The organism is Hoeflea algicola (assembly GCF_026619415.1).
GTDB lineage: Bacteria > Pseudomonadota > Alphaproteobacteria > Rhizobiales > Rhizobiaceae > Hoeflea > Hoeflea algicola.
In genome coordinates this window covers 3,502,784-3,515,186 of the sequence record NZ_JAOVZR010000001.1, presented here as the reverse complement: position 1 = coordinate 3,515,186, position 12,403 = coordinate 3,502,784, and the positions used below count along the sequence as shown (strand labels likewise).

15 protein-coding genes and 1 pseudogene are annotated in these 12,403 nt (G+C 60.1%); 10 read left to right on the top strand and 6 right to left on the bottom strand.

The annotated features are described in order from the left end of the window. The first annotated feature begins 22 nt into the window (after positions 1-22). The 7 genes and pseudogenes from OEG84_RS17160 to OEG84_RS17130 all read left to right on the top strand — a co-directional run bounded on the left by OEG84_RS17160 (position 23) and on the right by OEG84_RS17130 (position 4,756). A complete protein-coding gene (locus OEG84_RS17160) occupies positions 23-175 on the top strand; it encodes a hypothetical protein (RefSeq protein WP_267654877.1) in 153 nt (50 codons plus the stop codon). A 156-nt stretch (positions 176-331) separates the two neighbouring features. Continuing rightward, positions 332-1,037 (top strand): annotated as a pseudogene (locus OEG84_RS17155) (IS6 family transposase). A gap of 100 nt (positions 1,038-1,137) precedes the next feature. After that, complete coding sequence (locus tag OEG84_RS17150) at positions 1,138-1,368, top strand: sulfurtransferase TusA family protein (protein ID WP_267654876.1); 231 nt, start codon at positions 1,138-1,140, stop codon at positions 1,366-1,368. 112 nt (positions 1,369-1,480) lie between these two features. Next, complete coding sequence (gene fdhD / locus OEG84_RS17145; protein ID WP_267656228.1) at positions 1,481-2,371, top strand: formate dehydrogenase accessory sulfurtransferase FdhD; 891 nt, start codon at positions 1,481-1,483, stop codon at positions 2,369-2,371. Continuing rightward, entirely contained in the window at positions 2,368-2,988 is a 621-nt protein-coding gene (gene mobA, locus OEG84_RS17140) for a molybdenum cofactor guanylyltransferase MobA (protein ID WP_267654875.1), read from the top strand. The genes fdhD and mobA overlap by 4 nt, the downstream gene beginning before the upstream one ends. Further along, on the top strand, positions 2,985-3,503 hold the full coding sequence (gene mobB, locus OEG84_RS17135) for a molybdopterin-guanine dinucleotide biosynthesis protein B (protein WP_267654874.1): 519 nt from the start codon (positions 2,985-2,987) through the stop codon (positions 3,501-3,503). Before mobA ends, mobB begins: the two co-directional genes overlap by 4 nt. Then, complete coding sequence (locus OEG84_RS17130) at positions 3,500-4,756, top strand: molybdopterin molybdotransferase MoeA (RefSeq protein ID WP_267654873.1); 1,257 nt, start codon at positions 3,500-3,502, stop codon at positions 4,754-4,756. The genes mobB and OEG84_RS17130 overlap by 4 nt, the downstream gene beginning before the upstream one ends. On the opposite strand, the gene OEG84_RS17125 is transcribed toward OEG84_RS17130, so the two are convergent. Genes OEG84_RS17125 through OEG84_RS17110 form a run of 4 tightly spaced genes read right to left on the bottom strand, consistent with a single transcriptional unit; the run spans position 4,757 to position 8,252 of the window. Next, complete coding sequence (locus OEG84_RS17125) at positions 4,757-5,575, bottom strand: ABC transporter substrate-binding protein (protein ID WP_267654872.1); 819 nt, start codon at positions 5,573-5,575, stop codon at positions 4,757-4,759. 31 nt (positions 5,576-5,606) lie between these two features. Next, positions 5,607-6,392 carry an ATP-binding cassette domain-containing protein gene (locus tag OEG84_RS17120; protein WP_267654871.1) on the bottom strand — a complete coding sequence of 262 codons (786 nt, stop codon included), beginning with the start codon at positions 6,390-6,392 and terminating at the stop codon, positions 5,607-5,609. Further along, entirely contained in the window at positions 6,385-7,092 is a 708-nt protein-coding gene (locus OEG84_RS17115; protein ID WP_267654870.1) for an ABC transporter permease, read from the bottom strand. The genes OEG84_RS17120 and OEG84_RS17115 overlap by 8 nt, the downstream gene beginning before the upstream one ends. Positions 7,093-7,094: 2 nt before the next feature. Further along, positions 7,095-8,252, bottom strand: coding sequence for an Mrp/NBP35 family ATP-binding protein (locus tag OEG84_RS17110; protein WP_267654869.1), 1,158 nt, complete (start codon positions 8,250-8,252; stop codon positions 7,095-7,097). A gap of 101 nt (positions 8,253-8,353) precedes the next feature. Here OEG84_RS17110 and OEG84_RS17105 point away from each other — a divergent pair, with 101 nt between their 5' ends. Beyond that, positions 8,354-8,632: a DUF3144 domain-containing protein gene (locus tag OEG84_RS17105; protein WP_267654868.1), complete on the top strand. Its 279-nt coding sequence runs from the start codon at positions 8,354-8,356 to the stop codon at positions 8,630-8,632. A gap of 8 nt (positions 8,633-8,640) precedes the next feature. Here OEG84_RS17105 and OEG84_RS17100 read toward each other — a convergent pair whose 3' ends face one another. Continuing rightward, positions 8,641-9,360: a DUF3306 domain-containing protein gene (locus OEG84_RS17100; protein WP_267654867.1), complete on the bottom strand. Its 720-nt coding sequence runs from the start codon at positions 9,358-9,360 to the stop codon at positions 8,641-8,643. Then, positions 9,353-9,898 (bottom strand): DUF3305 domain-containing protein, encoded by a 546-nt coding sequence (locus OEG84_RS17095; protein WP_267654866.1) that lies wholly within the window; start codon positions 9,896-9,898, stop codon positions 9,353-9,355. Before OEG84_RS17095 ends, OEG84_RS17100 begins: the two co-directional genes overlap by 8 nt. 216 nt (positions 9,899-10,114) lie before the next feature. On the opposite strand from OEG84_RS17095, the gene OEG84_RS17090 reads away from it, so the two are divergent. Next, positions 10,115-12,022, top strand: coding sequence for a 4Fe-4S dicluster domain-containing protein (locus OEG84_RS17090; RefSeq protein ID WP_267656227.1), 1,908 nt, complete (start codon positions 10,115-10,117; stop codon positions 12,020-12,022). Positions 12,023-12,135: 113 nt separating this feature from the next. Continuing rightward, complete coding sequence (locus OEG84_RS17085) at positions 12,136-12,399, top strand: hypothetical protein (protein WP_267654865.1); 264 nt, start codon at positions 12,136-12,138, stop codon at positions 12,397-12,399. Positions 12,400-12,403: the final 4 nt, after the last annotated feature.

Below are 12,403 nucleotides of genomic sequence, written 5' to 3'. Positions count from 1 at the left end.
AGGTTAACTCGCCCTGTTCGAAATGGGCGCGCATTTTTTCCTCAACCTGACCATGTTTATCGGCATCTATGAGGAGCCCTACATGGCGAAATCCGGTCCGCTTTCATTCCAACGCGAATTCGCGGCCAAGCTGCAACATTGGCGGGATCAAGACTATCCGAGCGTGGAGACCTGACGACAGTACAATCTCTCGACGCTACTCCGCGGCATATTGCTGCGAAGCGGCGATGTGACGTTGTCTCGACCTTGACGATTGGCGGATGCTCTAATGGGGCTGAAGGGTGATGTCAGGTGAACTGCAGTTGAAAGTTTTTGCGGCTATCTGGCCGTCATGAACATGAACCCTGTTAGTTGCAAACGCCATCGTTTTCCACCCGCTGTGATAGCCCATACGGTTTGGCTATCCTTGCGATTTCCGTTGAGCCTGCGCCTGGTGGAGGAAATGCTATTGGAGCGCGGCCTCATCGTTTCCTATGAGACTATCCGTTGTTGGGCGAAGAAATGCGGCCCGTACTATGCTAACTGCTTGCGTCGGAAGCCGCCAAACCCGAGCGACATCCGGCATCTGGACAAGGTGGTCGTGACGATCGGCGGCCGGAAATACTGGCTCTGGCGCGCAGTCGATCAGGACGGCTACGTTCTCGACGAGATCGCCCAGATACGCCGAAACACAAAGGGCTGCGAAACGCCTTCTGATCCGGCTGATGAAGAAGCAGAAATCCATGCCGAAGCGTATTGTCACCGACGAACTTCGTTCTTACGCAGCCATGCGGCGTCAAGTCATGTCCACCGTCGAGCATCAATCACACAAAGGGTCGAACAATCGCGCCGAGAACTCTCATCTTCCTCTGCGGAAACGGGAGCGAGTGATGCAGCGGTTCCACTCGCCGGGCGCTTTGCAACGTTTCGTCAATGTCTTCTCCGCTGTCCGAAATCTGTTTGTCCCAACCCACCAGAAATACTCGGCCAACGAAGTCCATCTGCATCGACTCAGGGCGATCGCACATTGGAAGGACGTGGCCGGAAATGCTGCCTGATAACTCCGCGCATACCGGATATGCACTCGTCAGGAATTAACCTGACATCACTCTCAATCAACCTGTTCCAGTCGAACGCATTTCATATTAAGTAATGCATATGGATTTTGATGTCGAACTTCTGACCCTTGGGCTGGAATGCCCGCTGCCGGTTCTCAAGGCGCGCAAGCGTCTGGGCGAAATGCCGGTGGGCGCCGTGCTTTGCCTGGTTTGCGACGATCCGCTTTCTGCCATCGACGTGCCGTTTTTCTGCAGCGAATCCGGGCACGAATTGCTCTCCACCGTTACCACTGGACCTGAGATGCGCTACCGTATCCGCAAGCGCGGTTAGAGCGGTTCAATTTGATTGCACTCAATGCCGGAGCGAGTTGCGTTTGAGCCAAATCTCACTAGCATCGGCCATTGATGGACTCGAAGTGAAAGTTGTTCCCGTGACGATAGCCCTGCCCCCGTCTGACGACGGTTTTCTGCTCAAGACCGATCCCTCCGACCCGCGGCTTTCGGCCGAGGTCACCGGCGTCGATCATCTGGGCGCAAAGGTGACTACACGGGTGGTCACGGAAAAGGCGCTGACGCTTTATCTCAACCGCCAGGAAATCGTCACCATGATGACGATCGGCGATCATCCGGACCTGATGGCTGTCGGTTATCTCTTGAACCAGAACATGCTGCAGGCCGACGACGAGATCACCGCGATCGATTATGACGACGATCTCGAAGTGGTGGTGGTGCGCACCAAACGCGAGACCGATTACGAGACCAAGTTGCAGAAGAAAGTGCGCACCTCGGGCTGCGCCCAGGGAACCGTGTTTGGCGATGTGATGGAGAATTTCTCCGACATCCATCTGGCGCCGGATGCGCGGCTAAAAACCTCGGATCTCTATGCGCTGACCCACAAGATCAACTCTGCGCCGAGCCTTTATCTGGAAGCCGGCGCGATCCACGGCTGCGTGCTGTGCCAGGGCGACGTGCCGCTGGTCTATATGGAGGATGTCGGCAGGCACAATGCGGTCGACAAGATCGCCGGCTGGATGTTCATGAACAAGGTCTCGGCTGACGACAAGGTTTTCTACACCACCGGACGGCTGACCTCGGAGATGGTGATCAAGACCGTGATGATGGGTATTCCCATCCTCGTGTCCCGCTCGGGTTTCACGGCCTGGGGCGTGGAGCTTGCACAAAAGGCCGGTTTAACACTGATCGGCCGGGCGCGCGGCAAAAGGTTTCTGGCGCTCGCAGGTCTGGAGCGGATCGAATTTGATGGTGATCCAGCTGAAGCCGCTGGTGAAGCGCCGCGGCATCGCCGCAAGGGCGCTTCGGGGGATGATTCATGAGCAGCAAAATCGCCGGGCTGGTGTTGGCAGGCGGGTTGTCGCGGCGGATGGGCGGCGGCGAAAAGGCGCTGCAAATGCTCGCCGGACAATCGATGATCTCGCGGGTGATCGACCGGATTGCGCCGCAGGTGGATCAGCTCGCGATCAATGCCAATTCAGACCCGGAACCCTATCTTCAATTTGGTCTGCCGGTACTGCCCGACACGATCGGCGGTCATGTCGGCCCGCTTGCCGGCGTGCTGACCGGGCTTGAATGGGCGGCAAAGCTGCCGGGCATCACCCACATCGTCAGTGCCGCGACAGATACGCCGTTCCTGCCGCTCGATCTGGTAGACCGGTTCTCGGAGCTAAGCGGCCCGGAGCGCATTGTCATCGCCCGCTCGGGTGGCAACCGGCATTCAGTTTTCGGACTGTGGCCGGTGGCATTGCGCGACGATCTGGCTGAGTGGCTGGTCACCAGCGACACGATGAAGGTGCTGGCCTGGGTCCACCGGCACGATTTTGCGTTTTGCGATTTCGAGGCGGACGGAGACGGAATGCCGGATCCGTTCTTCAATGCCAATACGCCCGAAGAACTGGCCGAGGCGGAACGCCATCTCGCCGGGGCGCCTGCATGATCCAGCGCGTCTTCGGTATCACCGGATGGAAGAACTCGGGCAAGACCACACTGACCTGCCGGCTGGTTGAGGAATTCACGCGCCGCGGCTTTCGCATTGCCACCGTCAAGCATGCGCATCACTTGTTTGACGTCGACCAGGAAGGCACCGATAGTCACCGCCATCGCCTGGCGGGTGCAGGGGAAGTGGCGATTGTGTCAGGCCACAGATGGGCGATCATGCACGAACTCGGCGATGCGGACGAGCCCTCACTGCAGGACATCCTGGCCAGGCTGTCGCCGTGTGATCTGGTGCTGATCGAAGGCTACAAGCGCGAAAGCCACCCAAAAATCGAGGCGCGCAGGCTTGCGGCAGCGGACCGGACGTCGCTGGCCGATGATGATGCCAACATTTGCGCCGTCGCTGCCGATCATCTGGTTCCCGACGCGACAATTCCGGTGTTCGCGCTCGATGACATCAGTGGCATTGCCGATATGATCGCGCTCAAGACCGGATTGGGAGAGACTGCTGCATGACCTCGCGCAAGCTGTTGAAGGATTGCTTCCTGACCGACAAGGACCGACTGAGCCACGAGGAATGCCTGGCGATTCTTACCGGCAGATTGTCGGCGGTCGCCGGGGTGGAGGAACTGCCGCTCGCCAAAACCTCAAGGCGCTGGCTTGCGGCCGATATCATCGCCCCGCGCAATGTGCCGCTGCATGACAATTCCGCTGTCGACGGCTACGCCTTTGCCGCGCCCGCCGCAGGCCCGATGCCGGTGGTCACACGCATCGCCGCCGGCGATTTGAGCAGCCATCGCCTCGAGCCCGGACAAGCGGCCCGCATCTTCACCGGCGCGTCCATACCCGATGGTGCCGATACGGTCGCCATGCAGGAAGACTGCACGGTCGAAGGCGACCGGGTCACCGTCCCGCTTGATCTCAAGCGCGGCAGCAATGCCCGCCGCGCCGGCGAGGATGTAGCGGCAGGCAGTGCTGTGCTGCAAAGCGCTGCCCGGCTTCGCCCGCAAGACATGGCAGCCCTTGCGTCCTTCGGCCTGGCGCGGGTCAAGGTGCGCGCACCGGTCCGGGTGGCGATCCTGTCAAACGGCGACGAGTTGCTCGAGCCGGGTGCGGAAATTGCCCAGGGCCAGGTCTACGATTCCAACCGCTCAATGCTGCACGCCCTGTTGGGTACAATGCCCTGCGAGGTCACCGATCTCGGCATTCTGCCCGACAACGCAGCGCTGATTGAAGCTACCCTTGCGGATGTCGCCAAGACCCATGACGTGATTCTGACCAGCGGCGGCGCCTCGCGCGGCGACGAAGATCACATCATCAATGCCATCGACACGCTGGGCACGCGCCATCTCTGGCAGATCGCGGTCAAGCCGGGCCGGCCGATGAGCTTTGGACAAATTGAAGATTGCGTTTTTCTGGGTCTGCCCGGCAATCCGGTCGCAGCCTTCGTTTGCTTCCTGCTCTATGTCCGGCCGGCGCTGACGATTCTTGGTGGCGGCAGCTACCGTGAACCGGTCCGATTTCCGGTGGCGGCCAGCTTCGATGTTCCCGGCAAGAAGCCCGGCCGCCGCGAATTCTGGCGCGGCTGGCTTGAACCGGGAGATGACGGGCGACCCGTCGCGCACAAATTCGCACGCGACGGATCGGGCCTGATTTCGGGACTACGAAAGGCCACGGGCCTGATCGAGATCACAGAAAGCGTGACGTCGGTGGCCCGCGGCGGGATGGTGTCATTCCTGCCCTTTTCAGAGTTTGGAATCGACAGCTGATCAGGGATTGGCGTTGGGGAAGAACAACTGCTTGCCATCCAGCGTGTTGGCTGCGATCAGTTCCTGACCGTGCGGCGAAGTCATCCAGTCGATGAACTGCTGACCCAGATCCGCCTTGACGCTGGGGCACTTTTCCGGATTGACCAGAATGATGCCGTACTGGTTGAACAACACCGGATCGCCCTCGACCACGATCTGGTAGTCGCCCTTGTTGCCGTAGCTGATCCAGGTCGCGCGGTCAGACATCGTGTAGGCGCCCATGCCGACACTGGCGTTCAGGGTCGCCCCCATGCCGGAACCGGTGGAGCGATACCAGTCACCCGACACCGACTTGATGTCGACCCCGGCCTGATCCCACAGCCTGAGTTCAGCCTTGTTGGTGCCGGAATCATCGCCGCGTGAGGCAAACAGCGCCTGCTTTTCGGCAATCGCCTTGAAGGCCGATACGGCATCCTTGCCGCCGGCAATCGCTGCCGGATCCGCTGCAGAGCCGACAATGATAAAGTCGTTGTACATGAGATCGGAGCGGGCAACACCGAAGCCGTCGGCGACAAATTTCTCTTCTGCCGGTTTGGCGTGAACCAGCAGCACATCGGCATCGCAATTCTGCGCGTTCTTGATGGCTTGTCCGGTGCCGACAGCGACCACATTGACGGTGACGCCGGTCTCTTCCTTGTAGATCGGCAGGATGTAATCATAAAAGCCAGAATTCTGCGTCGATGTCGTCGACTGAACCAGTATTGACGGATCTTCGGCAGACGCCGCCGTCGCCAGAACGGAGAGCAGCGCGGCTCCGAACAGGGTGGTTCTTGTTGTCATTTTGTTTCTCCTCAGTTGGTTCAGTTTTCCGTCAAAGAACAATTCGGCCCGACAGATAGGCCTTTGCAGCCTCGGATGTCGGCTGTGCAAAAAATGCTTCTGCCGGGCGGTGTTCGGTCAATTGCCCATGGTGCAGAAACGCCACATCGTCGGCCAGACGCCGCGCCTGACCAAGATCATGGGTGACGAATATAATTTTTGTCTGCTCAGTGCTGCTTGCCAGCACAATCTGCTCAATCATCTGAACCGATGCGGGATCAAGACTGGCCGTCGCCTCGTCGAGCAAAAGCACCTTCGGCCTGGTCGCCAATGCCCGCGCCAGTGCCAGCCGTTGCTGTTCGCCCCCCGACAACAGCCGTGCCGGTTGCTCGGCCCGGTCCGCCAGTCCGACGCGGGCCAGCAATTCGTCGCGCCGCACCCGGCGCTCTGCTTTGGTTCCGGCGCGACGGCGCAGCACGAAATCGATATTGGCAGCCACCGAGCGGCGCAGCAGCACCGGCTTCTGGAATACCATCGCCTGGGTCGAACGCGTGGCTTCGCCAGAGGCCACCTCACCCCAGCTGATCCATCCGCGTGTCGGCGCGATCAGCCCGTGCACCAACCGCAGCAAGAGACTTTTTCCGGCCCCGTTGGGGCCCATGATGACGGTTACCGAATGCGGATCGAGGGTAAGTTTTTCGACATTGACGAGGGTTTTTCCTGCAGCCTCAAGCACCAGCCGTTCGATCCTGAGCGCGCCCGGCAAAATCCTGTCGCGGGGCGTCCTTGGCCCCGCTTCGCCGGGTTTTGGCGGGATCACGGAAGCAGCATCAGGCATAGGCCTGCCTCTCCGCGACCGCCCGCAGGGCGCTCGCAGCCAGATTGACCGATATCGCGATACTCATCAGGATGATGCCGAGCGCCAGCGCCATTCCGAGATCGCCCTTGGAGGTTTCCAGTGCAATGGCCGTGGTCATGACCCGGGTCAGATGGTCGATATTGCCGCCAACAATGATCACCGCTCCAACTTCGGCCACCGCGCGACCAAAACCGGCCAACGCGACAGTGAGCAACCCGTAACGCCCGTCGACGATAAGCGCCAACACGGCGCTCCAGCGCGAGATTCCGAGCGAGCGAAACTGCTCTTCATACTCTGCCTGCAGCGCCTCAAGGACCTGCCGCGACAGCGCCGCGACAATCGGCGCGATCAGCAAGGTCTGGGCAATGATCATTGCTGTCGGGGTGTAAAGCAGGCCGAGCCAACCCATCGGCCCGGCACGCGACAGGGTCAGATAGACCAGCAGTCCGATCACCACCGGGGGAAACCCCATCATCGAATTGACCAAGGCAATGACAATCCCGCGGCCGAAAAACCGTCGCACCACCAGAAGCGCACCAAAAGGAAAACCGATAAGGCACGAAAGCAGCAGCGCTGTCAGGCTGACGCGCATCGAAAGGCCGACGATTTCGAACAGATCCGCATCACCCGACGCGATCAGTCCAAAAGCCAGCCCGAATGCCCCCGCGAAATCCTGCATGCCTAGCCCCGACCTCCCGCCAACATTCGTTCTTCGCTCAGGCGGGTCCACATCCCCTGTGCAATGTTCTGGTAGATTCGCGCCTGCTCGCCATCGGGATCCGCAACGACGATCGGTTTGCCGCCGTCCGATGTTTCCCGGATTGCCATGACCAACGGCACTTCGCCCAGGAACAGAACGCCGATGCGCTCGGCTTCGCTGCGTGCTCCACCATGGCCGAAGACGGCCTGTTGGCCACCGCAATCGGGGCAGAGGAAATAGCTCATGTTCTCGACTATGCCCAAAATCGGCACATCGACCTTGCGGAACATCTTCAATCCCTTGCGGGCATCGATCAACGCCAGATCCTGCGGCGTGGAGACGATGACAGCACCGGCCAGCGGCACATTCTGGGACAGGGTCAATTGCGCGTCACCGGTTCCCGGCGGCATGTCGACGATCAGGACATCGAGTTCGCCCCATGCCACTTGGCGCAGCATCTGCGTCAGGGCCTGCATCACCATCGGCCCGCGCCAGGCGGTGGCGGTTTCCTCGTCGACAATCGATCCCATCGACATCACCTTGAGGCCGTAGGCTTCATGCGGGATCAGCATGCGGTCGTCGCCGCTCTGGGTTCGGCCCGACAGGCCAAGCAGGCGCGGCATCGATGGGCCGTATATATCCGCATCGAGTATGCCGACCCGCAGCCCGCTGGCCTGAAGAGCGAGCGCGATGTTGACCGATGTCGTGGATTTGCCGACGCCGCCCTTGCCGGAGGCAACCGCGATGATGGCGTCGATTCCGGGCACGGGCGCCTTGGCTCCGGGCACCGGCGCTGCGGGTGCCGTGCGCTTTTGCATGGGTGGCGGAAGAGCATCAGCCTGGGAGGCTGTCGGAGCCGATCGTACCGGCTGTGGCGCTGGGTCGGCGACCGCCTGATCGGTTGTTAGTGTCACCTGCGCCCTGGCAACGCCGGGCGTCGCCAAGGCTGCCCTCTCCGCCGCGGCACGCAACGGTTCCAGTTGACCGACAAGCTGAGGCGGCACGCTGATTGAAAAACTGATCTGATCGCCTTGGGCCACGATCTCGGAAACCAGACCGAGATCCACGATATTGCCGGTCAATTCGGGCCCCTTGACGCGTTTCAGCTGATCCAGAATCTGGGCGATGGCGATTGTCACAGCGAACTCCATGATCGATAGTGCACCCAGGTTGTCGCAGTTCTCGTCATGGTTCCGGTGAATGCGCGCCGGCCCCATTCGAGCGACGAGGAGACCCCTTTATGGACAACAACAAACCCCGCAAGGCACGCGCTAACGAAAGCTCCGAAACGGAAAAATTTGTCCGGCTGGCCGACCGGTTCATCCGGGTAGCCAACACCGCCAATTCCAAGCTTCTCGCCACCGACATCCATATGGCATTCCTGTATGGCGCCGCGCGCTACAATGCCTTCGTTGCCAAGAATGTGTTGGACGTTCCCAATCACGAGGCCTTCGTCACCGAAATGACCGCCGCCTATACAGAGATGTTGCGCAATCATCTGGCCGATCCCTCCGTCTGACACGCGCTTCACCCGTTCAGCCGTTGCCGGATTGAAATCCGCTTTTGTTGCGGCGGCTCCGGATCCGACGTGCCATCGACATCTGGCTCGTGGCCGGCGACATCAACCTCCTCCTGCAGTTCGAGCCCCGGATCGCCGGTCTGCTCTTCGGCGGTCAGTTCCGCCGCGTCTTCCGGGGGGTCCATCCCATCGTCGGGCAGCTCTGCAGCGTCGCCTGCCGATTCTGCAGTTTCGTCCGGCGTGTCTTCCAAGGGTTCTTCGTCGAGTGGCTCATCGATCGTCAGCCGACCGGTTGTCTGCTGCAAGAGCTGCTCGCTTTGGGTCAAAAACCCGCGCGCGACGTCCCAAGTCGATTTGTAGACCATGTGAAGCGGGTTATTGAAGTCCTCATCGTAATCGTTCAACCCGTCGAGATTGGCCAGCACCGGGTTTGAATTGAAGAATTTCTGCAGTGCCTTCTTGCGCAACGGATCTGGCACGCCGCGCTTGAGGAAGATTGAAAAATCAAACCCATATTCGACCTGATCCAGATCGACGGCTTCGGCAGCACTCCGATTGACCTCGGCCTCCTCGATCTCGGCTGCCAGCCTGGCTTGTTCAGCCTCGAGTTCCGCGACATCAACGGCCTCAATCCCGGCCTCTTGCTCACTCTCGACAACTGCCTGAGACGCTTGTTTTCGTCTCGACCAGCGGGACAAAAATCCGTCTTTGTTTTCGTCGTCAACCATCGAGATCCCCATTATCGGACCGCTTCCGGGACAGAAAGATCGGTTGCTTGCCGAATTTCTGTTCCTCGAGATCGAGCTTGTCGCGCCGACGTTTTATAAACGGCGTTTCGACATGGTAGGCATCCAGAAACTCGAGAATGGATTCGGCAATCTCGGGCGGCATAGGCAAGCGTTCGATAATGTCTTCGCTGCCTACTTCGTAATCTTGCGCTGCGTGCGGTGATGCCGTGACGCTCTGGACGTACCAGTCAAGCGGATGCTTGTTTTCGCTGTCGCGCCGCAACACCACGTAGAGCGCCGGCGTGCCACTGTTGAAGTTCTCGACATAAGCCTCCGTATCGGCGGCATAACAGGTTAAATCGACCCGGCCCATATAGTAACGCGTCATCCGGTCATCGCTAACCAGGACGTCGCCAGCACTGAGCTCCGCCGGCGCCAGCATCACGCCGACAGGTATCCAGTAATCCTTGGCCCACCGCGAAATTGACTGCCGTTTTTCTGCAATCACTCCGAGCATAATGGTCAGTTCCCGCGACACTCCAGCCGAACCCTCCACGGTGGTGAGGCAATCATGGTTGCCTCTTGTCGTTGAAAGTATAAGGTGTTTGCAGACGACAACAAGGGCAGTCCGATGGTTTTAGATACAACCCGACTTTTTGTATGCGACTGCGAGAAGACGATGTCGCTGGATCCCGAAAAACTGGCGAACGGGCATGCGATAGTCTCCGCACATCATCACCTTTGCCGCAGCGAAATGCATGTGATTGAAGCTGCCCTGGCGACGGAAGGCTCGATCTGTATTGCCTGCACCCAGGAACGCCCGCTGTTTGAAGAGATTGCCGCCGAAGCCGGGCACGAGGCCGTTTCATTCGTCAATATTCGCGAAATGGCCGGTTGGACCGCCGACAAGACATCGACGGCGCCGAAAATGGCGGCGCTGCTGGCCGCAGCGAAACTACCGGTCACGCCGGCCCGCTTGAGAACCTTTGAAAGTGACGGGCTTTGCCTCGTAATCGGCAGCGGTCAGGCAGCGTTCGATACCGCACAACGGCTCAACCGGACATTGTCGGTGACGCTGCTGTTGACCCAGACCGATGATCTGGTCTTGCCGTCAGAATTCCAGTTTCCGATCTTTGCCGGTCGTGTGGCTTCGGCCACCGGCTCGCTGGGCGCTTTCGAACTGGTTGTCGACGGCTATGCGGCGATGCTGCCATCTTCGCGCGCACGGCCGGAATTCACGATGCCCCGCGACGGCGCAAAAACCAGTTGCAGTGTTGTCTTCGACATGTCCGGCGGCACCGCGCTGTTCACACGCTCGCATGGCCGTGATGGGTATTTCCGCGCTGACCCCGGCAACCCGGTGGCGGTATTGGAAGCGGTACTTGAGGCAGCCGATTACGCAGGCAGTTTCGAAAAACCGCTCTATGTCACCTATGACGCGTCGATCTGCGCCCATGAGCGCTCGAGAAAGACTGGTTGCACAAAGTGCATCGACCAGTGCCCGGCCGGCGCGATCACCGGACAGGGCGATGTGATTGTCGTCGACCCCGGTATTTGCGGCGGCTGTGGCAATTGCGCTGCCCACTGCCCGACCGGGGCTGTCGCCTATGCCTATCCGCCGCGGGCGGACCAGATCTCCCGACTTCAAACGCTTGCCCGCACATTCCTGGCCGCAGGCGGTCAGGCGCCGGTTCTGTTGCTGCATGACGCCAGCCACGGCACCCCGTTGATCGGGGCGATGGCACGCTTTGGCCGCGGCCTGCCGGCACGCGTCATCCCGATGGAAATGTATGCAACGAGCGGTGTCGGCCACGACCTGATGAGCGCGGCGCTGGCCGCTGGTTTTCGCCAGATTGTCGTGCTGGGTGACCCTAGAAAAGCTGATGAATTCGGTGCGGTTGCAGAGGAAACCAGGTTGACGGACGCCCTGCTCAATGGCTTCGGCCACGCGACTGGCCGGGTCCTGACCTTGCTCGAATCCGATCCTGACCAGGTGGAAGCAGCACTTTATGCGCTGCCCGATCTGCCGGAAATCTCGCGTGCAGCCCCGGTTCCCCTGGGCGGGAAACGGGAAGTGGCCCGCGCCGCGCTGCTGGTTCTGGCGGATAACGGTAAACCTGCATCGCCTCTCGTCGCGCTGCCGGAAAGTGCGCCCTATGGAACGGTGCTGGTTGATACGACCGCGTGCACATTGTGCATGGCTTGCGTGTCGTGCTGCCCTGCCGATGCGCTGCGGGACACACCCGACACGCCGCAATTGCGGTTCGTGGAATCGGCCTGCGTGCAATGCGGGATTTGCGAGGCAACATGCCCTGAATCAGCGATCTCCCTGCAGCGCCGCTTCAACCTCGCTCCCGGTGTCATGCAACCGGTGACATTGCATGAGGAAGAACCCGCTTGCTGCACCTCTTGCGGAAAGGCCTTTGCTGCCGGTGGAATGCTGCGCGCAGTGGAGCAACGCCTCCAGGGCAACTGGATGTTCAGCACCGACGAGCGCCGAGCCTTGATCCACATGTGCGAGAGTTGCCGGCTTGAAGAATTGTCGCGCGATGGTGCCGATCCATTCGCCATTGCCCATCAGCGCCGCACCCGCACCACAGACGATTATCTGGAGGCTGACCGCCAAGGTTTGACGGTCGATGACTTCCTCTCCAGGGAGTAGAAATTCGCGGCAGCCGCAGCGGCGAAGGGCTTTGGCAATACCGCATCTTCCCGCTTGCGGGAATGACAGGACAGGCGCACATTCATCGTTGGTCAAGCCGTGCGGAGGATGTCATGCGCTTATTTCCTGCAGCCTTAATTCTTGGATCAATGCTGGCAACGCCTGCCCTGGCTGATTCGACCAGCGGCGTCGTAGTTGCCTTCGACCGGGTCGATCACGTTCTCATTCTCGATGACAAGACGGTGTGGGATATGACACCCGCCGGTGATCTGGTTCCGGAAGGGTTGAGGGCTGGCGATCATGTCACCATCGAATATGATTCCGCGGGTGACAACGGCGTTGGCAAGATCACGGCAATCTCTATCGACGCCAAATAGTTCG

Coding starts and splice junctions, on each gene's coding strand:
- OEG84_RS17160 (WP_267654877.1), top strand. CDS start 23: ATGGGCGCGCATTTTTTCCTCAACCTGACCATGTTTATCGGCATCTAT.
- OEG84_RS17150 (WP_267654876.1), top strand. CDS start 1,138: ATGGATTTTGATGTCGAACTTCTGACCCTTGGGCTGGAATGCCCGCTG.
- mobA (WP_267654875.1), top strand. CDS start 2,368: ATGAGCAGCAAAATCGCCGGGCTGGTGTTGGCAGGCGGGTTGTCGCGG.
- mobB (WP_267654874.1), top strand. CDS start 2,985: ATGATCCAGCGCGTCTTCGGTATCACCGGATGGAAGAACTCGGGCAAG.
- OEG84_RS17130 (WP_267654873.1), top strand. CDS start 3,500: ATGACCTCGCGCAAGCTGTTGAAGGATTGCTTCCTGACCGACAAGGAC.
- OEG84_RS17125 (WP_267654872.1), bottom strand. CDS start 5,575: ATGACAACAAGAACCACCCTGTTCGGAGCCGCGCTGCTCTCCGTTCTG.
- OEG84_RS17120 (WP_267654871.1), bottom strand. CDS start 6,392: ATGCCTGATGCTGCTTCCGTGATCCCGCCAAAACCCGGCGAAGCGGGG.
- OEG84_RS17115 (WP_267654870.1), bottom strand. CDS start 7,092: ATGCAGGATTTCGCGGGGGCATTCGGGCTGGCTTTTGGACTGATCGCG.
- OEG84_RS17105 (WP_267654868.1), top strand. CDS start 8,354: ATGGACAACAACAAACCCCGCAAGGCACGCGCTAACGAAAGCTCCGAA.
- OEG84_RS17100 (WP_267654867.1), bottom strand. CDS start 9,360: ATGGTTGACGACGAAAACAAAGACGGATTTTTGTCCCGCTGGTCGAGA.
- OEG84_RS17090 (WP_267656227.1), top strand. CDS start 10,115: ATGCATGTGATTGAAGCTGCCCTGGCGACGGAAGGCTCGATCTGTATT.
- OEG84_RS17085 (WP_267654865.1), top strand. CDS start 12,136: ATGCGCTTATTTCCTGCAGCCTTAATTCTTGGATCAATGCTGGCAACG.